This window comes from Vibrio sp. G-C-1 (genome assembly GCF_021728015.1).
Classification (GTDB): domain Bacteria; phylum Pseudomonadota; class Gammaproteobacteria; order Enterobacterales; family Vibrionaceae; genus Vibrio; species Vibrio splendidus.
Genome location: NZ_JAKKCR010000017.1, coordinates 77,554 through 104,132, shown reverse-complemented (window position 1 = coordinate 104,132; position 26,579 = coordinate 77,554). Strand labels below are relative to the sequence as shown.

At 43.9% G+C, this 26,579-nt stretch carries 23 protein-coding genes and 1 pseudogene; 9 read left to right on the top strand and 15 right to left on the bottom strand.

Annotated features, from left to right (window positions below; translation table 11 throughout):
- The first annotated feature begins 128 nt into the window (after positions 1-128).
- Positions 129-1,076 carry a universal stress protein UspE gene (gene uspE / locus L3V36_RS21090; RefSeq protein WP_004733693.1) on the top strand — a complete coding sequence of 316 codons (948 nt, stop codon included), beginning with the start codon at positions 129-131 and terminating at the stop codon, positions 1,074-1,076.
- A gap of 99 nt (positions 1,077-1,175) precedes the next feature.
- Here uspE and ttcA read toward each other — a convergent pair whose 3' ends face one another.
- The 4 genes from ttcA to L3V36_RS21070 form a co-directional block, all read right to left on the bottom strand.
- Positions 1,176-2,069, bottom strand: a complete 894-nt coding sequence (gene ttcA / locus L3V36_RS21085) for a tRNA 2-thiocytidine(32) synthetase TtcA (RefSeq protein ID WP_004733695.1) — start codon at positions 2,067-2,069, stop codon at positions 1,176-1,178.
- A 348-nt stretch (positions 2,070-2,417) separates the two neighbouring features.
- Entirely contained in the window at positions 2,418-3,068 is a 651-nt protein-coding gene (locus tag L3V36_RS21080) for a DUF2987 domain-containing protein (protein ID WP_102448268.1), read from the bottom strand.
- Positions 3,069-3,191: 123 nt separating this feature from the next.
- Positions 3,192-4,040, bottom strand: coding sequence for a glucosaminidase domain-containing protein (locus tag L3V36_RS21075; RefSeq protein ID WP_102448267.1), 849 nt, complete (start codon positions 4,038-4,040; stop codon positions 3,192-3,194).
- The gene (locus L3V36_RS21070; RefSeq protein WP_004733700.1) at positions 4,033-4,887 is read right to left on the bottom strand and encodes a membrane protein; all 855 of its coding nucleotides are present in this window, start codon (positions 4,885-4,887) and stop codon (positions 4,033-4,035) included. Before L3V36_RS21070 ends, L3V36_RS21075 begins: the two co-directional genes overlap by 8 nt.
- Before the next feature lie 329 nt (positions 4,888-5,216).
- Here L3V36_RS21070 and potA point away from each other — a divergent pair, with 329 nt between their 5' ends.
- The 6 genes from potA to L3V36_RS21040 all read left to right on the top strand — a co-directional run bounded on the left by potA (position 5,217) and on the right by L3V36_RS21040 (position 11,273).
- Complete coding sequence (potA, locus tag L3V36_RS21065) at positions 5,217-6,332, top strand: spermidine/putrescine ABC transporter ATP-binding protein PotA (RefSeq protein WP_102448266.1); 1,116 nt, start codon at positions 5,217-5,219, stop codon at positions 6,330-6,332.
- Positions 6,316-7,173: a spermidine/putrescine ABC transporter permease PotB gene (gene potB, locus L3V36_RS21060; protein ID WP_004733704.1), complete on the top strand. Its 858-nt coding sequence runs from the start codon at positions 6,316-6,318 to the stop codon at positions 7,171-7,173. The genes potA and potB overlap by 17 nt, the downstream gene beginning before the upstream one ends.
- Positions 7,173-7,943 (top strand): spermidine/putrescine ABC transporter permease PotC, encoded by a 771-nt coding sequence (gene potC / locus L3V36_RS21055; RefSeq protein ID WP_004733706.1) that lies wholly within the window; start codon positions 7,173-7,175, stop codon positions 7,941-7,943. The genes potB and potC overlap by 1 nt, the downstream gene beginning before the upstream one ends.
- 148 nt (positions 7,944-8,091) lie before the next feature.
- Positions 8,092-9,126: an extracellular solute-binding protein gene (locus tag L3V36_RS21050; protein WP_017080468.1), complete on the top strand. Its 1,035-nt coding sequence runs from the start codon at positions 8,092-8,094 to the stop codon at positions 9,124-9,126.
- A gap of 227 nt (positions 9,127-9,353) precedes the next feature.
- Positions 9,354-10,391 (top strand): extracellular solute-binding protein, encoded by a 1,038-nt coding sequence (locus L3V36_RS21045; RefSeq protein ID WP_102445321.1) that lies wholly within the window; start codon positions 9,354-9,356, stop codon positions 10,389-10,391.
- A gap of 84 nt (positions 10,392-10,475) precedes the next feature.
- On the top strand, positions 10,476-11,273 hold the full coding sequence (locus tag L3V36_RS21040; RefSeq protein ID WP_208775465.1) for a GGDEF domain-containing protein: 798 nt from the start codon (positions 10,476-10,478) through the stop codon (positions 11,271-11,273).
- A gap of 132 nt (positions 11,274-11,405) precedes the next feature.
- Here L3V36_RS21040 and cobB read toward each other — a convergent pair whose 3' ends face one another.
- From cobB to L3V36_RS20985, 11 genes and pseudogenes are all read right to left on the bottom strand, one after another.
- Positions 11,406-12,140, bottom strand: a complete 735-nt coding sequence (cobB, locus tag L3V36_RS21035; protein WP_017087790.1) for a Sir2 family NAD+-dependent deacetylase — start codon at positions 12,138-12,140, stop codon at positions 11,406-11,408.
- A gap of 204 nt (positions 12,141-12,344) precedes the next feature.
- Positions 12,345-13,565, bottom strand: a complete 1,221-nt coding sequence (locus tag L3V36_RS21030) for an ammonium transporter (RefSeq protein WP_004733716.1) — start codon at positions 13,563-13,565, stop codon at positions 12,345-12,347.
- Positions 13,566-14,018: 453 nt separating this feature from the next.
- On the bottom strand, positions 14,019-14,435 hold the full coding sequence (locus L3V36_RS21025) for a hypothetical protein (protein ID WP_017077240.1): 417 nt from the start codon (positions 14,433-14,435) through the stop codon (positions 14,019-14,021).
- Entirely contained in the window at positions 14,419-15,492 is a 1,074-nt protein-coding gene (locus tag L3V36_RS21020; protein WP_102448265.1) for a formate dehydrogenase subunit gamma, read from the bottom strand. Before L3V36_RS21020 ends, L3V36_RS21025 begins: the two co-directional genes overlap by 17 nt.
- A 13-nt stretch (positions 15,493-15,505) precedes the next feature.
- On the bottom strand, positions 15,506-16,114 hold the full coding sequence (gene fdh3B, locus L3V36_RS21015; RefSeq protein ID WP_010440854.1) for a formate dehydrogenase FDH3 subunit beta: 609 nt from the start codon (positions 16,112-16,114) through the stop codon (positions 15,506-15,508).
- 11 nt (positions 16,115-16,125) lie between these two features.
- A complete protein-coding gene (locus tag L3V36_RS21010; protein ID WP_004733725.1) occupies positions 16,126-18,981 on the bottom strand; it encodes a formate dehydrogenase subunit alpha in 2,856 nt (951 codons plus the stop codon).
- 10 nt (positions 18,982-18,991) lie between these two features.
- On the bottom strand, positions 18,992-19,192 hold the full coding sequence (locus tag L3V36_RS21005; protein WP_004733728.1) for a twin-arginine translocation signal domain-containing protein: 201 nt from the start codon (positions 19,190-19,192) through the stop codon (positions 18,992-18,994).
- A 76-nt stretch (positions 19,193-19,268) separates the two neighbouring features.
- Positions 19,269-19,943: a molecular chaperone TorD family protein gene (locus tag L3V36_RS21000; RefSeq protein WP_017077244.1), complete on the bottom strand. Its 675-nt coding sequence runs from the start codon at positions 19,941-19,943 to the stop codon at positions 19,269-19,271.
- A gap of 3 nt (positions 19,944-19,946) precedes the next feature.
- Positions 19,947-21,608 (bottom strand): 4Fe-4S dicluster domain-containing protein, encoded by a 1,662-nt coding sequence (locus L3V36_RS20995; protein WP_017094054.1) that lies wholly within the window; start codon positions 21,606-21,608, stop codon positions 19,947-19,949.
- A gap of 299 nt (positions 21,609-21,907) precedes the next feature.
- Positions 21,908-22,579 (bottom strand): annotated as a pseudogene (locus L3V36_RS20990) (DUF3306 domain-containing protein).
- A complete protein-coding gene (locus L3V36_RS20985) occupies positions 22,569-23,033 on the bottom strand; it encodes a DUF3305 domain-containing protein (protein ID WP_004733736.1) in 465 nt (154 codons plus the stop codon). Before L3V36_RS20985 ends, L3V36_RS20990 begins: the two are co-directional and overlap by 11 nt.
- A 370-nt stretch (positions 23,034-23,403) precedes the next feature.
- Here L3V36_RS20985 and fdhD point away from each other — a divergent pair, with 370 nt between their 5' ends.
- Entirely contained in the window at positions 23,404-24,243 is an 840-nt protein-coding gene (fdhD, locus tag L3V36_RS20980) for a formate dehydrogenase accessory sulfurtransferase FdhD (RefSeq protein ID WP_017091083.1), read from the top strand.
- A gap of 336 nt (positions 24,244-24,579) precedes the next feature.
- Complete coding sequence (locus L3V36_RS20975) at positions 24,580-26,469, top strand: methyl-accepting chemotaxis protein (RefSeq protein WP_102502754.1); 1,890 nt, start codon at positions 24,580-24,582, stop codon at positions 26,467-26,469.
- Positions 26,470-26,579: the final 110 nt, after the last annotated feature.

Here is a 26,579-nt window from a genome sequence, read left to right as displayed (position 1 = left end):
GATATCAATGATGTAGTTCAATAATGAGCTACATCATGTTTCTCTCTTAAAACCTCTTATATTTCTCTTATTCTCTCCATAACTACGCTACATTATTTATATGTTCGGTCTGAAAAGTAGGCTTAGTTATGAGTATCTATAACAAAATTTTAGTTGTCGCAGACATTAATCACGATGAGCAACCTGCTCTAGTTCGTGCTATCCAACTTGCCAAGAAAAGCACCTCAACAAGCCACATCACTTTCTTTTTGTCGATCTACGACTTCTCGTATGAAATGACATCTATGCTCTCTGTCGATGAGAGAGACGCAATGCGCAAAGGCGTAATTCATCAGCGTGAAATTTGGATGAATAAGGTTGCTGCTCCTTACCTTGACGATTCTATTGAATTTAACGTACAAGTGGTTTGGCATAATCGCCCGTATGAAGCGATCATTGCTGAGGTTTACAGTGGTGAGCATGACATTTTGATCAAAGGCACGCGTAAGCACGATACCTTAGAATCGGTCATATTTACTCCAACCGACTGGCATCTATTAAGAAAGTGCCCTAGCCCAGTACTGTTGGTTAAAAATGATTTCTGGCCAGAACACGCGAAGATCTACGCTTCCGTTCATGTTGGCTCTGAAACAGAAGCTCACTTAGAGCTCAATGATACGATGGTCGACAGATTACTTGAGATCACTGGTCGTTTGGATGCTGAACCGTTCTTGGTGAACGCCTACCCGGTGACACCTGCGAATATCACAATCGAATTGCCAGAGTTTGACCCAACCTCTTATACTGATGCAGTTCGCGGCCATCACTTAACCGCGATGAAAGCACTACGCCAGAAACACGGTATGTGTGAAGAGCAAACCGTGGTTGAGCAAGGCTTGCCTGAAGATGTTATTCCTCGTGTAGCGTCTGAACACAATGCTGCTATGGTTATCCTTGGTACAACAGGTCGTACTGGCTTGTCTGCCGTGTTTATCGGCAATACTGCGGAACATGTCATCGACAAGATTAACTGCGATGTACTGGCTCTTAAACCGTCAGGTTACGTTAGCCCTCTCGATCCGAACCTGTCTAAATAGCTGATTTTTAATTATAAAAAAACGCCTCAAGCAATGCTTGAGGCGTTTTTGTTTATCTAAAGCTTGCGCGATTCCAACAACAGAATCGTTTATATCGCGTTATACGTTAGTTACGTCGATGAACATTGACTCATCAATGTTTGAAGACGAGATTTCAGCTTCTTCGAATTCGTATGCTTTGCGATCTTCGCTACGATCCAGTGGAAGGTTAATGAAATCAAACAACTCACGGTCAGCCAATTGGCTTGGGCTCACGTTCTGAATTGACTTGAAGACCTTCTCAACACGGCCTGGAGTCTGTTTATCCCAATCAATTAGCATCGCTTTGATGTTTTGACGTTGCAGATTTTCTTGAGAACCACACAGGTTACATGGAATGATCGGAAACTCTTTATGCTCTGCGTATTTGATTAGGTCCGTTTCGCGACAGTAAGTCAGAGGACGGATTACAACGTTACGACCATCGTCAGAGCGAAGCTTAGGTGGCATAGCCTTAAGGCGAGCACCGTGGAACATGTTCAGGAACATAGTCTCAACAATGTCGTCTAGGTGGTGACCTAGAGCAATCTTCGTTGCGCCAATCTTCTCTGCAAACGAGTACAAAGTACCACGACGAAGACGAGAACATAGACCACACGTTGTTTTACCCTCTGGCACTTTTTCTTTTACCACTGAGTACGTATCTTTATCTACGATGTAGTAAGGAATGTTCAGAGTTTCAAAGTACTCAGGAAGAATATGCTCAGGGAACCCCGGTTGTTTTTGGTCTAGGTTTACGGCAACAACATCAAATTTGATGGGTGCTGCTTCACGCAAACGTAGCAAAATGTCTAGCATCGCAAATGAATCTTTACCGCCACTAATGCACGCCATTACTACGTCATTCTCTTCGATCATGTTGTAGTCGACGATGGCATTCCCAACATTTCTTCTTAGAAGTTTCTGAAGCTTGTTGAATTCAAGTGTATCTTTTTTATTTTCGTTTTGGTTCATTGCGACTCTCACACCGTCGTATTACCGACTGTAGATTGCTAGTGGGACTGTTTTAGGGCGTGGATTATACGGATTTTTATTTCAGGTTGGAACAGCAACGACAGGATAAACAAGCCAAGCAGGAGAAAGATTCCGCCTTATCATACGATCTGTCCTCTAGCGGTGAGAAAAACATGTCGCAATAAGAGGTAAGAATCAAAGGTGAAAGGCCGTTGAGATATGTGATTTGGCAAGATTTAAAGGTTTAGGTTTAGGTTTAAGACTTTAAACGAAAACAGCCTGTTCAACGGAGAACAGGCTGTTTCGTTAAGATCTTAAACTGAGCAAACAGCTTCTGGCCGGTAGTTATTATTGCGCAGGGATGTAAGGCAAAACACGAACTGTGGCTTCTGGTAACGTGATGCTGTCACTTCCGTTCAGTTCGTCCAGCGTGAATTTCGCACGCCCTTCTTTGATTGGGATTTGCTTACCATTAGACAGGGCAATATTGCCTTCAAGTTTACTATCAAATTCTAGCGTCAAACCTTGAATATCAGGAGTGAACCAACTAGAGAACATGCCGCTGACGTCTTCTAGCATCGCTTGCATCTGTGGTAATAGGCTTTCTAACTGTGCAACCTCAACCGTTCCAGCCAAAGGTTCCTGAGTCATTACGACGAGCGAATACGCACATTCTTGTTCTTGGGTTTGTACAAAGATAAGAGGGTTTGCTGAGCGTAGGTTTTTATCTACTGGTAGAAGCAGCTCATTCGCAGGAGACACTTTTAACTCTTCGTAATGCTCTTCTTTCTCCATCCAAGCTTTGCTGATGTGACAGGTTTTCTGTGCTTGTTGGTCAACAAAGAAGACCGCAACTTTGACATCATCGTGCCCTTCTTTGGTGTTGTTTTTCAGCTGAGTATAGAGTTTAGAATACGTGAACATGTATTCTTGCGCCGAAGCAGGAAGAGAAACGCCAAGGCTTAAAGTGGCTAATAGAGCGAGTACTGTCTTTTTCATTATTATAATCTTGTCGAAGTTGAGCGTTTATAAATAGAAAGAGCAGCCAATGAGCTGCTCTTTTTGTGATGTTACTTGGTGTAAGCCGACTTTCGAAGGCAACCAAGTTGGTATCAAAATGAGTTACTTTTTCCAGTATACCTTGTTGTGACGGATCATAGCTTGTAAATCAGTCACATAGTCTGAACCTCGCTCAGAATATTTTAACAAGCCGTTAGTGAGCTCTGTCGCTGTTTCGGTTGTTAAAAGGTCATCACCTTGTGCAGCAAGTTTTGCGCGAATGGCTCTTAAATCAGAGTAAGCACGGTTGCGGTTAAGGTTCATGAAGTAACGATGCACCGATTCTTGGCTTGAAGAGAATGTTGCTACTTCATGCGAGCTACCTTCGTTACGTTGTAGCGGAACAAGTCCACAACCTTTGGTGTAACACCAGTGTCCGAAATAGTTGTTGGCTTTGGTGGCGAAACGCGATGTCCCCCAAGCCGATTCATTAGCAGCCTGTGTCAGTACCAGCGCCTCTGGCAGTATGTTGACACGGCTCAGCATCTCTGTCAGCCATGCCTGATTTAAACCTTCACTAGGTACTGGTAAGCTGTACAACTTCCCTAGCCTTTTCGCATAAGACGCGTCTTCAGAGTCAATATTGCTCAAACCAGATTCAGATAGCTTAGTTAAAAACGCGCGTTCTTTGGTGATACGTTTGTTTTCAATATTGATGCTTGGGCGAAGGAACGAAAAGAATGTGTCTTTTTTCACGTTCACATCTTCGATAGCAGCAAAATTTGGTCGTTCTGAAGCCACGGTCAAATCACCAAACTCACTTGATGTATTTGAACTTTGGTCTGCCGAACGTCGGCGCTCTTCTTCTTGGTAAATGTATGGACCAACCAGTGAGATAGACCCTACAATCGCTAGTGCAGTTACCTTTAGCGCAAGTGATTTACTTGCGCTGCCTTTGACATTATTACGCATCGAACACCTGAGGGTTTTTGTTTTTGTTACCATCGTTACTGTTGTTGCCGTCGTTATTACTGTCGCCGTTGCTGTTGTCGTCATCACTATTAGGTCGATCTGACGCAATAACCTTCAGTTTGATACCAAACATTTCACGGTAGATGATGCCTTTCACATGAAAGAAGAACGGAAGAACGAATATCAAGCCAATGCCGTACATCATTGCTGCCACAATGAACATCAGCATAACCATTAAGTAGATAGATGCGACGACGAAGATTTTCTTATTTACCGCTCTTAGAGAAAGCAGCAACGATTGCATTGGCGGTACTTTCTTATCACAAATCAGCAGAATTGAATTGCTGAATGCTAGTGAGAAGTAGATAGACAAAAATGGCAATAGCATACCTGCGATGCCTTGAAGCATGAGGCTGAACAAAGTAACGAGAATGACTGGAACCGTGAACTGTAAACCTTTTCCGATATGACGCACTTTGGTTTGTAAGCCTGCGACGTGGCTCATTGCCATTAAACAGATGCCAGCATAGATAGGCGCGCTGATTACTTCGTAGCTAAAGTTAGCAATAAAAATGGATTCAACGACCTGTGGTGTAAATGCCTCTGGGTCGATAACCGCGTCTAAGATAATCGCGGGGTCACCAAGCTGCAGTTTTAGTGCGATATAAAAGATAGCCAATTGCACGAACATTAGCGCAACAATCGCAGGGGAAAACGAAAGAAAGTGACTTATCGTATGTTTCCAAGCTTCTTGGAATACAGCCGTTGCTTTGAGCTCATAATCGCCGGAAAGTGCACGGTCGATACTACCGCCCAAATTAAAATCTTTTTCGATGTCGTTGTTCATATTGATACCTAGGTGCGCCAACTAAACGAAGCCACCTAACTTATTGATAAAAAATTGCCTTCATTATACCCATATGTCGGCTGCAAACTAAAATATGAATCTGTAACAAGGCTTGCTTTTGCGTCTTAATGGTTAATAATTAGACACTTGTTAGGGTGTAAACCCAATAAATAACAGTATGGTAAAGGATGTTTACTTTTACCTGTGAATTTTTTTATCTATGAATGGTAAAAAATGCTTTGAATTCACGTTTTTGGTGATTATGATGCGCGCCTTAAAGGTGTATAGCAACAGGTCTCAAATAGAACCAAGGTGGAGAAAAACAGACGTTGAACGCTAAAAAATCAGTAGGAAAGCCAGTCGTACAGTTAACTGGCATTAGTAAAAGTTTCGATGGTAAGGAAGTCATCGGCAATCTTGATCTAAACGTAAATCATGGTGAGTTTCTCACGATATTAGGCCCGTCCGGTTGCGGTAAAACCACGGTACTAAGGATGATTGCAGGGTTTGAAACGGCAGATAGTGGTGAAATACTATTAGCTCAACAGAATGTAACCCAAGTTCCTGCTGAACAAAGGCATGTTAACACTGTATTCCAAAGCTATGCCCTATTCCCCCATATGACCGTTTTCGACAATGTGGCATTTGGTTTACGCATGCAAAAAGTGCCAAACACCGAGATTGAACCTCGTGTCATGGATGCTTTAAAAATGGTGCGCCTAGAACAAATGGCACAACGAAAGCCACACCAGCTATCCGGTGGCCAACAGCAACGTATCGCAATCGCTCGTGCTGTCGTTAATAAGCCTAAAGTTCTTTTGTTGGATGAGTCTCTCTCTGCTCTAGATTACAAACTACGTAAACAGATGCAAATCGAGCTTAAACAACTGCAACGCCAACTTGGTATCACGTTCATTTTTGTAACGCATGACCAAGAAGAAGCATTGTCCATGTCTGATCGTATTATTGTTATGCGTGATGGCGTGATTGAACAAGACGGAACACCAAGAGAAATCTACGAAGAGCCTAAGAACTTATTTGTTGCTCGTTTCATTGGTGAAATTAACGTATTCGAAGCGACAGCGAAATCTCGTCAAGATGAAAAGCGCATTGTTGCGACAATCGAAGGTGAAGAGTCAATTATCTATCATGATAAAGACGTAGCACCGGGCCAAAAACTGCAAGTACTACTTCGCCCTGAAGATCTTCGTATCGAAGAAATTAAAGAGTCGGATCAAAGTGGTATTGTCGGCTACATTGTCGAGCGAACCTATAAAGGCATGACATTAGATTCAGTCGTAGAACTTGAATCAGGTATGCGTGTCATGGTTAGCGAATTCTTCAACGAAGATGACCCTGATGTTGATCACTCACTGGGCCAAAAAGTTGCAGTAACTTGGGTTGAGAGCTGGGAAGTGGTGTTAGAAGATGAGCAAGAAGTTTAATTTACAAAACGCGATTGTTGCTTTAATCACAGGTTGGTTAGTGCTGTTCGTGATGATTCCAAACATCATGATCATCGGCACTAGCTTTCTAACTCGTGATGAAGCGAACTTGATCGAGATGACCTTCACTCTCGATAACTACTTGCGTTTGGCTGATCCGCTGTATTTTAAAGTGCTGATGCACTCTTTCTATATGGCGATTGTCGCAACCCTACTTTGTTTAATTATTGGTTACCCATTTGCCTATATCGTGGCAAAAATGCCTACGAAATGGCGCCCAATCATGTTGTTCTTAGTGATTGTGCCATTCTGGACCAACTCTTTGATTCGTACTTACGGGTTAAAAGTGGTTTTAGGTACACAAGGTGTGTTGAACAAAGGTTTGTTGGCGTTAGACATTATCGATAAGCCACTTCGTATCATGTATTCAGAAACGGCAGTAATGATCGGGTTAGTGTATATCCTATTGCCTTTCATGATTTTGCCGTTGTACTCAGCGATTGAAAAGCTAGACGATACTTATTTAGAAGCGGCTAAAGACTTAGGTGCGAACAAACTTCAAACGCTATTGAAGGTTGTTTTACCCCTAACGATGCCAGGCATTATCGGTGGTTGTTTACTTGTATTGCTCCCTGCGCTTGGAATGTTCTACATTTCAGACTTGTTGGGCGGTGCTAAGAACCTGTTGATCGGTAACGTCATTAAGAGCCAAGTGCTTAATGCCCGTGATTGGCCGTTTGGCGCCGCAACCAGTATTGCACTGACTACTGCTATGGCCGTGATGCTTTATGCCTACTACCGTGCAGGCAAGTTATTGAATAAGAAAGTGGAGCTAGACTAATGGGTCGCACAGTTAAGTTCAGCTTTATGGCGCTGGTATACGCTTTTCTATACCTACCTATTATCGTATTGATTGCGAACTCATTTAATGCCAATAAATTCGGTATGAAATGGGGTGGCTTTACCACCAAGTGGTATGACGCGTTGATTAACAACGACAGCCTAATGCAGGCTGCGTGGCACTCGATCAACGTAGCGGTGTTCTCTGCAACTGCCGCAACGATTGTCGGAAGCCTGACTGCCGTTGCCCTATTCCGTTACCAATTTAAAGGTAAAGGCATCGTCAATGGCATGTTGTTCATCGTGATGATGTCTCCAGATATCGTAATGGCGATTTCGCTTCTTGCGCTATTCTTAGTTATGGGTGTACAACTTGGGTTCTTTACCCTACTTGCGGCGCACATTACTTTCTGTCTGCCGTTCGTTGTTGTTACGGTTTACAGTCGCTTGAATGGCTTTGATGTGAAGATGCTAGAAGCTGCAAAAGATTTAGGGGCAAGTGAATGGACGATTCTAAAACAGATCATCCTGCCTCTTGCTAAGCCAGCGGTTGCTGCGGGTTGGTTATTGAGCTTCACTCTGTCTTTGGACGATGTGATCATCAGCTCTTTCGTAACGGGCCCAACGTATGAAATATTGCCACTGAAGATTTACTCGATGGTTAAAGTCGGTATATCTCCAGAGGTCAACGCCCTAGCAACAGTGATGTTAGTGGTGTCGTTAATACTGGTGATTATTTCTCAGTTATTAGCGAGAGAGAAAATCAAGTAAGTCTCCTACTCTGTAGTGAGACTAACTTGATAAGAAGTTAAAATACTTCAAGTTTAACAAAAGTGTTATTCATAAACAGAATGGTAAATTGCCATTCTGTTTTTCTATCTACTGCCTTTGGGCAACGTTTAGTTTGGAGCTAACGTCAATGAAAAAATGGGCTACTCTATTAGCTGGTAGTGCATGTGCGCTTTCAATGTTATCTGCACCATCATTTGCAAAAGATAACAAAGAATTGGTATTCATGAACTGGGGACCTTACATCAATAGTGAGATCTTAGAACAGTTCACTGATGAAACTGGCATCAAAGTTATTTATTCGACTTACGAATCGAATGAAACTTTGTACGCAAAATTGAAAACGCACAATAAAGGTTACGACCTTGTGGTTCCTTCGACCTACTTCGTGTCTAAAATGCGGGACGAAGGCATGCTTCAAAAGATCGACAAAACCAAGCTAAACAATTTTGCGAATCTAGATACGAACTACCTAGATAAGCCATATGATCCGAACAACGACTACTCGATTCCACATGTTGTTGCTATTACGGGCCTAGCTGTTAACACAGACATGTACGATCCAGAAGATTTCCAAAGCTGGGCTGACCTATGGAACCCTGAGCTTGAAGGTCAGCTGATGATGATGGACGACACGCGTGAAGTGTTCCACATCGCACTGCGTAAGTTAGGTTACTCAGGTAACACGACTAACGAAAAAGAAATCGACGAAGCCTACGCTGAACTGCGTAAGCTGATGCCGAACGTTCTTGTGTTTAACTCAGATAACCCAGGTGCGCCATACATGTCTGGCGAAGTTGGACTGGGTATGCTTTGGAACGGTTCTGCCGCTGCAGCGCAAAATGAAGGGCTACCGATTAAACTGGTTTTTCCTAAAGAAGGCGGCATTGGTTGGGTTGATAACTTTGCTATCAGTTCTGGTGCAATCAACGTAGAAGCGGCTCATAAGATGATCGACTTTCTACTTCGCCCAGAAATCGCAGAGCAAATCTCTCGTGACACCGGTTACCTAACGGCAGTTAAAGCGTCTAATGAGAAGTTCAAAGACAGCCCTGCTCTGTTCCCGTCGCAAGAAGATCTTGACCGTGTTGAATGGCAAGCCGCGGTTGGCGATAAGACAGTGAAGTACGAAGATTACTTCATGAAGCTTAAAGCGGGTCAGTAAGCGAGTTCGTTATCTCATTGCTCCGGTCAACAGACGCTGATAAGTAACTGGTTTACTTAACAACCTGAGTTAGGTAATCAACACGTTAAAAATAAGAATATCAATGAATAGGCAGCTTAGGCTGCCTATTTTGTTATATCACTGCTATAATCTAGCGCGATTTTTAGAAATCCATTTACTTTGGGTTCACTACCCAGCTCCAAATCAAACAAATGAACGGAACAGTAATGAAAAAAACACTGTATACCGGCGCATTGTGTGCTGCTACTTTACTTTCTACACCCTCTTTCGCAGCTGACCAAGAACTGTATTTTTACAACTGGTCTGAATATATTCCAAATGAAGTACTAGAAGACTTCACAGAAGAAACTGGCATTAAAGTCTATTACTCAACTTATGAGTCTAACGAAAGCATGTACGCTAAGTTAAAAACTCAAGGTACGGGTTACGACTTAGTGGTTCCTTCTACTTACTTCGTTTCTAAGATGCGTAAAGAAGGCATGCTTCAAGAGCTTGATAAAGCTAAGCTAAGCCACTTTGCAGATTTGGATCCAAATTACTTAGATAAGCCATTTGACCCAAACAACAACTACTCGATCCCATACATCTGGGGCGCAACGGGTATTGGTATCAACTCAGATATGCTAGACAAGTCTTCAGTTAAAAACTGGGGCGATCTGTGGGATACACAGTGGGAAGGTCAACTGATGATGATGGATGACTCTCGTGAGGTTTTCCATATCGCACTGTCTAAACTGGGTTACTCTCCAAACACAACGAACCCTGAAGAAATCAAAGAAGCGTACGAAGAACTTCGTAAGCTGATGCCAAACGTATTGGTATTTAACTCAGATTTCCCAGCAAACCCTTATCTAGCGGGTGAAGTGTCTCTTGGTATGCTTTGGAATGGCTCTGCTTACATGGCACGCCAAGAAGGCGCGACAATTGACATCATCTGGCCAGAGAAAGGCGCTATCTTCTGGATGGACAGCTTAGCGATCCCATCAGGTGCTAAAAATGTTGAAGCGGCACATAAGATGATCGACTTCCTTCTTCGTCCTGAAAATGCCGCTAAGATTGCTTTAGAGATCGGTTACCCGACGCCAGTTAAAACGGCTTACCCTCTTCTACCTAAAGAATTTTCTGAAGATAAGAACGTTTTCCCACCGCAATCTGTGATGGATAACGGCGTATGGCAGGATGAAGTTGGCGAAGCGAGCGTTATTTATGACGAGTACTTCCAAAAACTTAAAGTAAACAACTAGATTGTTACTGACAGGTTAATAAAGCGGCGTAAGCCGCTTTATTTTTATCTACACTTTATATAGGATGATATTAAACCAAATGAAGTGCGATTTAATATGCCCGCGAACCCTATATTATTGGTTGTGACTCTGATGCTGCTTGCGTCATTCTTGATGCTTGGGCTGAGTTCTTTTATTCACATAGATTCCAATTACGATCTGTTTTTTGAAACGAACACGCTCGTGATTATAATGTACATCTACTACGTTGCTCGTCATGCTATTCGCCCTCATAAAGCCCTTCGCTATGGTGCTCTACTACTTATTTTTAACTTGCTTTATGATGTGATCACAGAGCTCAAATACCTCGATGAATGGGCCGACCGAAACGAGTTACTCGACACCTTTCTTGAAGATGGATTGTTGCAAATAGCCTTCCTACTTATTGCTTACGGTATTACTGAACTTACAACCAAATTGAAAGATCAAAGCAAGCAAGATGAGCTGACAGGCTTGTATAATCGTAAGAAATTTGACGCAATCACGCTGAAAGAATTCGAACTCATATATTTCGATTTGGACGGGTTAAAGCGAGTCAATGACCGTAAAGGCCATAAAGTTGGCGATCTAATGATCGTTCGCTTCTCTCAAGCGCTCAGCCAAGCCGCCCTAGAAGATGAAATGGTATTTCGTGTTGGCGGTGATGAGTTTGTCGCGACTGCACAACTTGGCCGTGGTGGCGAGTTTGTAACCCAAGTGACGAACCTATTACATGGAGAGAACATCGGCTTCTCTTACGGTATTGAAGTAACGAGTCGAGAGAACTTTAAACAGGCGCTTGATGAGTCAGATAAAGCGATGTACGAAATGAAAAAAGCGCAGCGAACAGATCAACGAGCTTAATTACTCCATTATTTAGTGGCTGATTTGGCCGTAAGACAGGTAAAAAATAGAGACAAAAAAGGCAAACATACATACGACTCTAATTCTCTTTAGGTCAATGTACATTTGCCATATATGGTGGATAAAGATTAGTTAAGCCGTTAAAGAGCCCTTCTCTGAACACAACAGCTCACCCACTAATTTCGGCACTTCAATACTGGCTTTACCGTAGCGTTTCTCTTCAAACTCACTTTCAACCGCACTAGGTTCGAGATTTATCTCTATGGTATGCGCACCATGCATTCTAGCGTCATGTACAAAACCTGCGGCTGGATAAACCACACCTGACGTGCCGATCGAGATGAACAGATCCGCTTCTTCTAACGCTGAATAGATGTCGCCCATTCTTAATGGCATTTCGCCAAACCAAACAATATGAGGACGCATTTGAGCTGGTATCTGGCAACAATGGCACAATTCGCCGGTATGGATGTCGTCTTTGTGCTCTAGAACTTGGTTTGATTCGCTGCAACGTGCCTTAAGAAGTTCACCATGCATGTGAATAATATTGTTGCTACCGCCTCTCTCGTGCAGGTTGTCGATGTTTTGAGTGATGATCGTTACTTTGCCGTCTAGCTTCTCTTCGAGCTCACCTAGCGCCTTATGGGCAGAGTTTGGCAGAATACTTTCGTTCTGTAAGCCATGGCGACGCTTATTGTAGAACTCTTGCACCAAGTCTGGATCTTTTGCAAAACCTTCAGGTGTCGCGACATCTTCGATTTTATGGTTTTCCCATAATCCGTCTTGCGCTCGAAATGTTTGTATCCCCGACTCCGCTGAGATTCCGGCACCAGTAAGAATTACGATATTTCTGTATGGGAAATGCATATAACGTCCTTTTAGATATGTCACTTTGTAACAGCTTAGCACTGTTCAAATTCCAACAATAGTTTTAGGGATTAGACCATAGTCTTAGCCAACTGAATTCATTGGTTATTTGTGACATAACTCGCTCGATATCTCCTGTTCAAAAGTGAAATAGGTACAAAAAAAGCGACCGAAGCCGCTTATTGTTTATCTATTGAACTGTGATCAGTCTTCGTTTATTGATGAGATCTTGTGGATGGCAAGATCCGCACCGTTGAACTCGTCTTCTTCACTTAAACGTAGGCCAGTCACTTTACTTAGAACACCGTATACAACCAATGCACCGGCTAGAGCGACGATAATACCTGCAAGTGTTCCCATTACTTGCGCACCAAAGCTCACGCCACCTAGTCCCCAGAGTGCTTGCTGGCCGAAGATGCCAGCTGCAATGCCACCCCAAGCGCCACACACGCCGTGCAATGGCCATACACCCAGCACATCATCAATCTGTGTTTTGTTCTGCATGTAAGTAAACAGGTAAACGAACAATGCGCCCGCTACACCACCTGTAACGAGAGCGCCAAGTGGGTGCATTAAGTCTGAACCTGCACAAATCGCTACGAGACCAGCCAAAGGACCATTGTGGATGAAGCCTGGGTCATTTTTACCTGCGACTAAAGCCGCTAGAATGCCGCCGACCATCGCCATAAGTGAGTTCATGGCTACTAGGCCGCTTATGCCATTGATAGCTTGAGCTGACATCACGTTGAAGCCAAACCAACCCACACATAAGATCCAAGAACCTAGTGCTAAGAATGGGATGTTAGATGGTGCGAAGTTAGTGTGTTTGCCTGCACGAATACGACCTTTGCGCATACCTAAGAAGTAAACCGCGACCAAAGCAATCCAACCGCCAACGCCGTGAACTACTACAGAGCCTGCGAAGTCATGGAATCCATAACCGAATTGCGCTTCAAGCCAATCTTGGAAACCAAAATTACCATTCCAGATGATCCCTTCAAAGAATGGGTAAACAAAGCCTACGGTGAACAGTGTTGCGATGAGTATTGGATAGAAACGTGCACGCTCAGCGATACCACCAGAAACGATCGCTGGAATCGCCGCAGCAAACGTCATCAAGAAGAAAAACTTCACCAGCTCGTAACCATTACCTTGCGATAAGGTTTCTGCATCTGCAAAGAAATGCGCACCGTAAGCCACCCAGTAACCAATAAAGAAATAGGCAATGGCAGAAACGCCGAAATCCGAGAGGATCTTAACCAGCGCGTTCACTTGGTTTTTCTTTCTTACTGTACCGACTTCCAAAAATGCAAAGCCTGCGTGCATTAAGAAGACCATGATGGCGCCTAATAATAGAAATAGAGTGTCTGAACTCTGCGTCAAGCTCTCTACTGCGCTATGAACTTGGGTAACCGTTTGACTCATTAAAGCTCTCTCCCTTAGCTTTGTCTCAATTGCACTAGAACCGTGCGAATTGATGTCGTAATTAATTAAAGACTCAACAGTAAACGCAAGATGCGTTCCAACACGCTAACGTAATTTTCGTGCAACAAGTTTTCATTCTAAGGCTTTGATTTTACGGGGTTAAAATTACTACTGCACTTTTTTGGATATTTGAGATGGAGAGATGCTTAAAATTAATTGCACCAATTAAGGGAGTTGCACCATATTGGCGCGGTCAATATCAGGCTTGGTTCTGTTTTAGAACTACCCCAAATATTTTGAAGAATTAGCTAAAAATCTTCTTCTAAGTTGACTAGAACCTTGTTCAGGGTGGACAAAAAAAGCCCAGTGACTTGAATCACTGGGCTTTCTATACGATGGTTGTTTTGAGTAAATCGCTCTAGATAATTTGTTATCTAGTTCGTCTGATACTCACTACAGGTTTGGTCCTGTTGTCGGGCTTTGCGGTAGGTTTTGACTTAAGCGCTGCATGCCTTGATACATACGAATAAACCAAACCACAATCGCCACACCACCAAACAACATGCCTACGTATGGGATGTAGTAAGCGATGTCATCGATAATATGGTTTTGATACCAGTAATCGTTCACACCGATCAACACGCCATTAGAGGTCGCTACCGTGACGATAAGCACAACAAAGAACGTCAGGTTCAAGAAGAAAGAGCGAATCAAGCCGTAGTAATGCGTATCCACGACTTCGCCGTCTTCACCTTTATCTAAACGATAGCCTGCGTAGATAATCGCGACCACACCAGAGAGAAGACAAGTAAATGGTGTAAAGCAGCTTAGGATGTAAGCGACCCAAATACCTTTATGAGGTTTGTTCATTCTTATTCACCTCTTCGGTTTTCTCTATTGCTACGTTTGCGCTTTGTTCAGCGCCGCTTTTCTCTTGTTCCATCACTTCTTTGTACCAAAGGTCATGGTGCTCTTTAGCCCAAGTTTCATCAACTTCGCCTGTTACCATACCCTCAAGTGCACCTTCCATACCGAACAAGCCGATGTAGATGTGGAACACAAAGCCACAGATAAGGATCAGAGCAGCCAACATGTGGACTAGGTTTGAAAGCTCCATATCACGTCGTGTTTGGCCAAAGATTGGGAAATCTAACACCAAGCCACTGATCGCTGCGACACTGCCCATAACGATAAGCAGCCAAAATAGCGCTTTTTCACCCGCGTTCGAAAACTCTGCAGATGGATGAGAACCTTTATGTTTCCCGACCATACCACCCAGTTTTATAAACCACTGGATATCGACCATTTTGAAGATCGACTTGCGCCACCACTTGATTAGAACAGCCATCAACAGCACATAGAAAATCGGGCCGATGTAGTTGTGGTATTGCTTCGCCAATAGAACGATGAAGCCCCATAAATCGGTTGGGATATAAGGTTTCAAGAAGTGTTTACCGTAAACCAACATCAAACCACTGAACGCCAGTGTTAAGAAGGTAAACGCCATGCTCCAGTGCAGTGCGCGGTCCAGTCGCGACCAACGTTTGATCTTACGGCCCGTTCTTGGTGCACTCAGCATTAATGGGCCAATCACAACGTACATTAGAGTAACGAAAGCAATACTGCCAAAGATAGCGACAGCACCGGCTGGTGACATCCACTTCTCTTTCAATATGTACCACGTTTGACCTGGGGTACTGATCAACACACCGTGCTCAGCCGATTGAGATGTGGTGTAACCTTCTTCACCGTTTCTTACTTGTCGCCAAAAATCAGCGCCAGCAAGTTGTGTGATTTCTCTTTCAGCAGAGCTCGATTGAGTTTGTGATGAGTTCGTCTCAGATGCATGACTCAAAGGAGACAGCATTGTTAGTGCTGCCAACATTGGCAGCACAACAAGGAAGAGACGCTTAAACATTGTAAGCATATGTCTCTCCTAACTAGCTCTTCATCGCATCGTAAGAAAGGTCGTTGCCGTCTGTCCAACCAGCACCTTTCGCACCACGTTCTACAACACGCTGACGGAAGATATCAGAGACTTGTTCAGCATCACCTGCAAGCAGCGCTTTTGTCGAACAAAGTGAAGCACACATAGGTAGCTTGCCTTCAGCAATACGGTTCGCACCGTATTTCTGACGCTCTTCCACAGAACCTGGCTCTGTTTCTGGGCCGCCAGCACAGAAGGTACATTTGTCCATTTTACCGCGCTCACCAAAGGCTTCCTGTTTAGGGAATTGAGGTGCGCCAAACGGACAAGCAAACAAGCAGTAACCACAACCGATACATAGATCTTTATTGTGAAGTACGATGCCGTCTTCTGTATGTTCAAAACAGTCTGCAGGACAAACTGCCATACATGGCGCATCAGTACAGTGCATACATGCTACAGAGATAGAGTTTTCACCCGGTTCACCATCGTTCAGTGTGACAACGCGGCGACGTTGAATACCCCATTCCAGAGCATCATCATTTTCATTCTTACATGCAGTGACACAACCGTTACATTCGATACAACGTTTGGTGTCACAAAGAAATTTCATTCTAGCCATTTTAAGACTCCTTACGCTTTACGAATATTACAAAGGGTTACTTTCGTTTCCTGCATCAACGTGACAGGGTCGTAACCATATGTGGTTGCTGTATTGGCTGCTTCGCCAATAACGTAAGGATCAGTGCCTTCAGGGTATTTAGAACGCAAATCTTCGCCTTCAAACTTACCACCGAAGTGGAACGGCAAGAACGCTAAACCCGGTTTCACACGACGAGTGACCATCGCTTTCACCTTGATACGGCCTTTCTCTGCACCCTCAACCCAAACATCATCGCCATCTTTGAAGCCAATGTCGTTTGCATCTTTAGGGTTCACTTCAACAAACATCTCTTGTTGTAGCTCAGCTAGCCAAGGATTAGAACGTGTCTCTTCACCACCACCTTCGTACTCAACCAGACGACCAGACGTAAGAATAATCGGGTATTCACCAGACTTATCTTGGTCTTGAATGGATTTGTACAGCGTAGGAACACGGAAAATCGCTTCTTTGTCGTCCCACGTTGGGTAGTCAGCGACTAGATCACGACGTGGTGTGTAAAGTGGCTCACGGTGCAGTGGCACTCTGTCTGGGAATGTCCAAACAATCGCACGCGCTTTCGCATTACCAAACGGAATACAACCATGCTTGATAGCAACACGTTGGATGCCACCAGAAACGTCGGTTTTCCAGTTTTTACCTTCAGCAGAGGCTTTTTCTTCTGCTGTTAGGTCGTCCCACCAACCCAGTTGTTTCAGCAGTTTGTCACTGAACTCTGGGTAACCATCTTTGATTTCGCTGCCTTTTGAGTAGCTGTCTTCAGCCAATAGGCTTTGACCTTCAAATTCGACACCGAAACGAGTACGGAAGTTACCGCCGCCCTCAGCAACTGGTTTAGACGTATCGTAAAGGATATGTGTACCTGGGTGTTTCATTTCAGGGTTGCCCCAACATGGCCAAGGTAGACCGTAAGTCTCGCCATTCGCTGGGCCGCCTTCTGCAGCAAGCGTTGTTTTGTGGAACGTATGCCAGTTTTGTTGGTGTTCTTTCAAACGCTCTGGGCTTTGACCTGTATAGCCGATCGTCCACATACCTTTGTTGAATTCACGAGTGATGTCTTCAATCAATGGTTGGTTGTTCTCAACACGGATGTTTTTGAACAGTTGATCAGAGAAACCAAGCTTCTTAGAAAGAAGGTACATGATTTCGTGGTCAGGCTTAGATTCGAACAGAGGATCAACAACCTTGTCACGCCATTGTAGAGAACGGTTTGATGCCGTTACACTGCCGTAGGTTTCAAATTGAGTGGTTGCTGGAAGCAAGTAAACGCCGTCGGTGCGATCGTTCATTACTGCCGCGACTGTTGGGTACGGGTCAACGATAACCATCATATCCAGCTTCTGCATCGCCTTCTTCATCTCTGGACCACGAGTCTGAGAGTTCACCGCGTGACCCCAGTAGAACATGGCGCGGATGTTTTCGCGTTGACGAATCTTGTCTTTGTCTTCAAGCACGCCATCAACCCAACGAGAGACAGGAATACCTGCACTGTTCATTGGTTTTTGACCACCGTATGCGTTGTCGTCAAAACGTCCTTTGACCCAGTCAAAGTCGATATCCCAAACTTTAGACCAATGGCGCCAAGAACCTTCAGACAAGCCGTAGTAACCCGGTAGTGTGTCTGATAGTACGCCAAGGTCAGTTGCGCCTTGTACGTTATCGTGACCACGGAAAATGTTTGCACCGCCACCTGACTTACCGATGTTACCGAGCGCAAGCTCAAGTACACAGTAAGCACGTGTGTTGTTGTTACCCGTAGTATGTTGAGTACCACCCATACACCAAACGATACAACCCGGACGGTTTTCTGAAAGCAGTTTTGCTGTGTGGTAAACGTCTTCTTCGCTAACGCCTGTTACACGCTCAACTTCTGCTGGGTTCCACTTCGCCACTTCTTCACGGATCTCGTCCATGCCGAATACACGTTGGCGGATGAATTCTTGGTCTTCCCATTTGTTAGCAAAGACATGCCATAACAGACCCCAGATAAACGCAACATCTGACCCCGGGCGCAGAGAAACATAGTGATCAGATTTCGCAGCAGTACGCGTACGACGAGGATCCGCAACAACGATCTTACAGTTGTTCTTCTCTTTCGCGATTAGGATGTGTTGCATCGCAACCGGGTGAGCTTCTGCAGGGTTCGAACCAATGAACAGCATCGACTTACAGTTATGCATGTCATTGAACGAGTTTGTCATCGCGCCGTAACCCCAAGTGTTTGCAACACCGGCTACTGTGGTTGAGTGACAAATACGCGCTTGGTGGTCAACGTTGTTGGTGCCCCAAAGCGACGCCATCTTACGGAATGCGTAAGCTTGCTCGTTACTGTGTTTCGCACTACCTAGGAAGTAAACGGAATCAGGACCAGACTCTTTACGAAGTTCTAGCGCTTTATTACCGATCTCTTCAATCGCTTGTTCCCAAGAAAGCTTCTTCCACTTACCGCCTTCCAATTTCATTGGGTACTTAAGGCGACGCTCACCGTGGCCATGCTCACGCAGAGCTGCGCCTTTCGCACAATGTCCACCAGCGTTGAATGGGTGATCGAATGCAGGCTCTTGACCCGTCCAAACACCGTTTTGAACTTCAGCGTAAATACCACAACCCACAGAACAGTGAGAACAGATAGTGCGTTTCACTTCTGTTTTCGCTTCAGGGTCGACTGACTTAGCTTGCGCCTTTTTCATCATACCCGGAGCGAATAGACCAGCGCCTACTACAGCACCACCAGCCGCTAGAGAGGTGTTTTTCATGAAGGCACGTCTAGACACACCCAGTTGATTGGTTTCTTTGCTCACACTATCGGAGCGTTTGACAAGTTTCATCCGTTATCTCCTAAAGCGTGTCGTAGTAATCGCGAATGTGTTGCGTTTCACGATAGCCCGTCTTCTTCATGTCTTCTTTCGGCATTTCAACCGTTTCTGAAGCAGTTGCCACCTTCGTTGTTCCAGCGACAACGGCACCCGCTACGGCTGCAGTTGTTAAGCCTTTGAGTAAGTCCCTACGGCTTGTGTTTATTTCTTTATTATCTTTCATCATTGCTTCCTTACCTTGCGGTAGATCTTTTTGGAGGCTTAATGCCCCTCTATCGATATAATCGCGTACTGCTCGATTACTCGTAATCAGTGACGTTTTTCACATCAATCTTTAATTTATGTTTACTGCTTTTTGTATTAACGCTAAAACGCACTTGCTCTAACGTTAGGAATGCTTCACACAGCTGAGCTGCTGATTTGTAGAAGTTCGCACTTTCTGCACTTTCAAGCTGACGCGTAAAAGAGTTGAACCAAGGACCAAGGTGCTTATTGAAAACGGCTTGTTGAAGTGCTTCTTCTTCACCGGTCAGCATTGCCATTACTTCACACAATGCAGCAATATGATCTTCTGGCTCTTTCACTTGATCATCACGCTCAATGCCTAAAAGCTCTAAATCATGACGAATCTCTGCCAGTGGTTTTTCCATCATGGCGCCAGTTCTATGCCAAGAACCAAATGGAACAATCTCTCCACGGCCAATGCCAATGAACAGATCTTGATATTCGTCTTCTAACGCTTCGCGATTTGATTCCGTTGCCGCTTGTTGAATGGCAATCCAAGCTTTTTGCATTGCACTTTCAGACGCTTCAATGTCTAACGTCTTTAGGAAATCAATGACCTCTTCAGAAGGTGCGCTACGGAACAATGCAGAAAGAACCAAATAGATTTCAGTTCTTAGTGTCTGTTCTTGCTTTAATTCTTTTGCGAGCTCAGGCTCTTGTGCCTGATCCAAATTAGTATCCAATGCCAACTCCTAGTATTTCAATTGATTCAATGGGTCTTGAGCCATTGAGTCGAACATGTCCACTACACGACAGTCTTCACACATCGCAATACGATTAATCGCAGTTTCATCTGAAAAATGAGAGTGACCGCGTAACTTGTTCTGTAACATGTCAATCATAGACTGTGGAGCGAATGGCTTATGGCAGCGTAAACATTCCGCCGCTTTCTCTTCATGAATCACAACTGCTTGTTGACGTTCTTCTTTCACCCAATTCATACGAGGTGTCAGAGTGAGAACATTCTCAGGGCATGCCTTTTCACACAGACCACATTGAATACAGTCTTGTTCTACAAACTTAAGTGATGGAGAAGCACCGTCGGTATGAAGAGCACGTGTAGGACAAACCGCAACACAACTCATGCATAACGTACAATCTTTGCTTTCACACGAAACCGTGCCGTATGGTGCATTCGAAGGAAGTTCAACGATATTCTCGACAGGAATGCGAGATGAAGACATAGCATCGAGTGCAGTGAATAGACGTTGACGTTTATTGCCTTGAAGATCGCCAAGTGCAAGGTCGAAAGAATCAACGCACAGTGTTGGAGGCCCTTCACGTAGAGATTCTAAATACAGGATATCGATGGTTTCTTTTGGAACACCGATTTGGTCTAGTAGCTCTTGAGCAATCCCGACTTCGTTATTCAGAACACGAATGATCGTCTCTGGCATAAAACGAGAAGCAGCAAACAGAACCTGAGTTGCGCCATTCACTAGCGCTGCAAACCAAGTATCAATACCAATAGAAGGCAGTTCTTCAACCACGATTGGAATAACGTTATCTGGCAGTGCTTTTAGCGCCATTACATTGTAAGTCTCATGACGAGAGCTACAGATAAGTACGATTGGATCCAGACCGCCCGCATGTTCATAGTTAGCTAGCGTACGTTCAATGAATTTTTGAGTATCGTCAGGGTTTGGAAGCGCATAGGTAATCGCTTCTGTAGGACAGCTTGTTGCACAAGTTCCGACGCCTTGACATAGATAAGGGTTAATCTCGATCTTGTGACCTGTTTTGTCTGAGCCTTCACTTGATAGTGCGCCAGCAGGACAAGCATCAACACAACGTTCACACCCTTTTACGCCACGAGAACTGTGTGCACAAAGGTCAGTGTCTAAACGGAAGAATTTAGGCTTATCAAATGTACCCATTAGCGTTGGAATCTCTTCCAGTGCTTCGGCCAGTTTTGGATAGCCTCGGCCCACTGGGTAATAACCCGGTACAGGCACTTCTTCTGTCATGCAGCTATTCAGACATAGGTCTAGAACAACATCGAAACAATCGTGATTAATCGCGATTTTCGCCAAGTTGCTTGATGTGCCTTTACTCTCAATCACAACTTCAAACGTGCCAAGGAAACCGGATACTTGAACCGAATTCGCGAAGTACAGTTCTGGGTTTTTGCCCTTTTCGCCGTCTGTCGACAATAAGGTTAAGCTCGTCAATTGAGGTAATTGAGCCGCAGCACTTTCAATGATCGCAGTTGGACCAATAATAAGAGTATTACCGCCGCTTTCGTAGCTAACAGTAGGTGGAATCAGATTTGTTAACTCAACTGTATTTTCAAATGCATACAGTCTTGCTTTAGCGTTATTTGAAGTTGCTTGTTCTAATAATTGTTTAAGCATTGCTCAGTTCCATCTTTGGACATGGATAATCTGTTCAACCTTCATTGTAGTAAGCGATAGAGAACTTGCTGAGTAATCCGTTAACAACTAACCCTTTAGCCAGTGTCCCGCTCGTCAGACTATGAATTCGTCTATCTACAAAAAAGTTGATAATAAACGTTATTTAGCAAATGCCATGCCAATTTAATAAGCCTTATATATCAATAATTTAATCTTTTATAGCGTTTATTGTGCGTATAAAAAAACCGCTTGGGACATTTTGTCTCAAGCGGTTCATTGAGTATTTAGTCAAAATGTACCTATTCTTTGTGTGGTATATTTTGTCCCATCTCTTTCAGGTCAGCTTCGTCTGACATTGTAGCGTTATTATCTGCAACTGTGTTTTTATACAGTTATTTTTCTTGTTCGGTTATTTCGGCACTTTCTGACGTCTCAAATTCATTATCAGCTCCCTCAAGATCGCTTTCAGAATTTTCTAAAACTTCACCTTCGTCTTTATTATCAATGAGTTGCTCTTCTTCTGGCGCAGTTTCTTCTTCCGTTTTTTCTTTAACCCAATCACGCAAGGTTTCCGCAACCCCTTCAGAAAGAGACTTAAGATTACTGTAATCGTCGTCGTAATCATCTAAACCATCACGAACGTTAAACTCTTCGGATAGAAATAATTTACGCAATGCGGCTTTTTTTACGCTTTCTGAAGCTTCTGATACTAATAATTGAGCAACAGACAAGTCTTCAGTGGCTTCTGGTGCGGGATCTTGAACGTCAGAAGCATTAACTTCTTCATTGGTTTCTAAAGCATCACTCTCTAAAGACTGAGGCGCTGCTGCTTCCATTTCAGGTGAAACCTCAGAAGAAGAATCTGAGGAAGTAAGCTCAGTTTCCTCAAGCGTTTGTTGTGCTTCTAATGGTTCGTCGGTCGATTCATCAAGCTTTCTCTGAGACCAGCGGCTGAAAAAGTTAGTTGCCATTTGATCGACCCGCACCTTTACGTTTCTTACGTCTTGCTTCTAGCAACTCACCATGACGGCCGATGAATGCTTCCATCCAAGCCTGTACGGGCAAAGGAATGTCGTATGAAAGGACTTGGTTGTCACCGTCCATGTATTGCCCTGCAACGGTTTGTGATGCTGTAAGTAACTGAATGACGGGCTTAACACCAGAATCGACATTATCCATCACTAAGAAAAGCTTAGGTTGCTGAGAGCTTAGGTTGAAACGATAGTCTGTACGCTCGTCTTTATGTAATTGGAGTAAACAAACGTCTTGGGCATCATCTTCTGGCGACAGTTCAAACCCAGTCAATTCCCATTGCGTCGTTACCCAAATACCTGTTTTGATCTCTTTCTCTATTCTTTGGACACCGATTGGCCAAGCTGCTTCTGTTTTTTCATATTGTTCTTTGAATTCTTTTATCTCAGACATACTTCACCCAATTGATTTTCTTTGGTCTGAATGCACTTAGGACATTTTGTACTGTGCGCAATCATATACACCCCATAAAGCAATAAACACGCCAATACGGATTACCTACGAGAGCGTATCTATAGCGTTCGTTATCAAGTTGTCATTATAACGTTAGTCGATACTGGTTATTTCAGACAACTCCACCCGGTGAACTCTCATATTTTGCGCTATTTTAATCGAATGCTTCATGTTTTCCTGAATACCCGTTATTTTGGAATAAGATTTGCTTTAAGCATGAGTTAAAGAATCGATGAACAAGAACGGCGTTAGACCCTCTTGTTAACTTCTTATCTCTTAAAATCGCTATCTCATTAAGTAGGACGTGACTGTGGTAAAACCAAACATAATAAAAACTAGTGAAAACCCACTTCAAACAATCGAAGTTGAAGTGTTTGATGAATATGGTGAGAAGCTAACCAAACAGATCGCTTGCGAACGCCCTCTTACCGTTATGTTGAACTGGAAAGAGATCGTAACCCTGATGACGCTTGGCTCGCGCCCTGAATCTTTAGTCTTGGGTTATTTAAAGAATCAAAGTTTCCTTTCTGACCCTGAAGCGGTTGAATCTATCATCATCGATTGGGAAACCAGCTCTGCAGCGGTTATCACCAAAGAAGATACTAGCCAACTTGAGCAAGCGCTTAAGAAGAAGACGGTGACCTCTGGCTGCGGTCAGGGCACCATGTTTGGTAACGTGATGAAGCAGTTGGAAGATTACCAAGTGCCTCAGACCAAAATTAAGCAATCTGAAATTTACACGGCTTTAGAAGCACTGACTCATTACAACGACACGTACAAGAAAGCTGGCGCGGTACATGGTTGCGCTGTTTGCAAAGACGACAAGGTTCTATCGTTTGTTGAAGATGTTGGCCGACATAACGCGGTTGATACTTTGGCCGGTGAGATGTGGCTTAACAAAGAAGACGGCACAGACAAGATTTTCTACACCACAGGTCGCCTTACCTCTGAAATGGTCATCAAAGTAGCGCAGATGGGTATTCCTGTTCTGCTATCACGCTCTGGTGTAACGCAAATGGGCTTAGACTTGGCTCAGCAATTTGGTATCACGACCATTGCTCGCGCTAAAGGCCTGCGATTCCAAGTGTTCACTGGCGCAGAGAAGATTGAATTCGATGTAAAAGGTGAACAAGCTTTATCTGAAAGCTAGGTTCAAAAGCTCTGTTCATGCCTAATTAAAGCTGATTTTAGGCGAACGATATAGCTAAACAACAATGCCGCTCATAACCTTGATGAGCGGCATTTTTTATTTGTTCAAAGTTTATTTCAAGATATGCCTAATAAGCTATATAGCTTGGAGGTTTCTATCAACGGTGCCCACTGATTTTTGCTTGTAGATAAATAACGGCTCCCTCGACCTTAGTCGTAAACGAATCTTGCTTTAACAACCTAATAGGCTATTAGTTACATATTCATCATTTAAATATTTCTATTAATTACAAAATAAATATGAATATCAACGTCACTGGCTTAAAGGGAATTAACCATGAGTAATCCATCGGAACCTCAGCGTCGTTCGCTGTCTCTTTCAATACGTAGTAAATTTATTCTAATCAACCTCACCTTGTTTGTTTCAGTCTTCATATACGCCATCTACGAACAGTTTAGCTTAGACAAATTGGAGTCATTGGAGCGCGCTGCGACTGAAAACCTGAGGAGCTCTGTTGACCTACTAACCCTGAGGCGACACGAAAAAGATTTCTTGTCTCGCCACGATCAAAAATACGCAGAACGTTTCGATAAAACCGCCGACACATTGAATCAAAGATTGGTGACGTTGAACCAGACTCTCACCTCGCACGAGCTGCACCTGTCTGACCAAATGACAAGGATTTCGGACACTCTTCATCAATATCAAAAACAGTTTCACCAAATCGTCGAACAAGTAAATAACATTGAACGTACGACCGCACCTTTAGGTTTTGTCGCTGCGTTAGATGGCAAAAGAACCGCGTTAAAATCAGCGATCGAATCTGAATCGAGTTTGGCTCTAGAGCTTGCGCTGTTAGAGTTGATTGAAAAAGACTTCCACTATCTCGCTCATATTAATGACCAAACACATATGGCGTTAGCTGATGCTCTTAAAGAGTTTGAACCCTATTCTCAAACGTCGGTTGCGACAGAGCAAGCCTATTCGGATTACAAAGCTGCGGTTGAAACGCTTCTGCTGGCTAACACCAATTTAGGCTTGTCGGCAGAACTCGGTCTTAGAGGCGCCTTACGTAGCAACGTCCACAAAACAGAACAAGCTATTGAAACGGTACAAACCGAGATAAGCCAAGCCATCACAGCGGCGAGTACACATACCAAAAATACATTGCATCTATTTGGTGCCGCCATCGTCGCTCTGCTTTCTTTATTGTTGGTGTTCATTGGTCGCAACATACTTGCGCGAATCAAAGCGATAAACGTGATGATGGAATCAATCGCCAGTGGAGATGGTGACTTAACCGTTCGCATGAACGCAAAAGGCAATGACGAACTGGCCCAACTTGCCCACTCGTTCGATACCTTCATCAATAAACTGCACGGTAACATCAAAGAGCTATCCGGCGTGATGACGGTGTTGACCGATAGTTCGTGTAGCTCTGAAGAAGCGGCAATCAAAAGTATGAGTAATGCTGAAAAGCAGAAGCAACAATCTGAATCAGTAGCGACGGCAGTTAATGAGCTGGTGATGACCAGTAATGAGGTGACGGCGAACATAGAAAACGCAGCGATGAACGCTGAGAAGATCAAAGACAATGCACATCAGGCGTTACAAGAAACCCACGCAACCAATGACAGCATTAATGTGCTGGCCGAGAATATTGCAGAGTCTCAAAACCTAATTGTTCAGCTCGAAGACCAGAGTCGTGAAATCAACCAAGTCGTCACTACCATTCAAGGCATTGCGGAACAAACTAACCTACTCGCGCTAAATGCGGCGATAGAAGCTGCACGTGCTGGTGACCATGGTCGTGGGTTTGCAGTCGTGGCCTCTGAAGTCAGAGAGCTTTCGCTAATGACCAACGATTCAACCCATCAAATTGAATCGACCATTCATGGCCTAACGTCTGGAATAGCAAAAACGGTCGCTAAGATGTCGGTAAGCCTAGAACAAACGGGGTTAGTTAAACACCAAACCAAAGATGTGGTAAATGCGATTGAAGGGATACACTTTCAAGTTGGAGAGATGTTCGACTTAAACAGCCAGATTGCCACGGCGTCTGAAGAGCAATCCATGGTTTCAGCGGACATCGATCGGAACATTACCGATATCGCTCATTTAGCCAGTGATACTCATACCGTGGTTTCAGGGTCAGTTCGTTGTAGTGAACAAGTATCGAACGTGAGTGTGAAGCTTGAGAAGATTGTGGCGCAGTTTAAGTATTAATGAGCAGTGTAAGTATTGATGAGTAAAGGTATTTGCGACCAACCACTCGACGTTTTTTAATACAAAGAGACTGATATAAAAAACGGATATGAAAAACAAAAGGCCTCTAT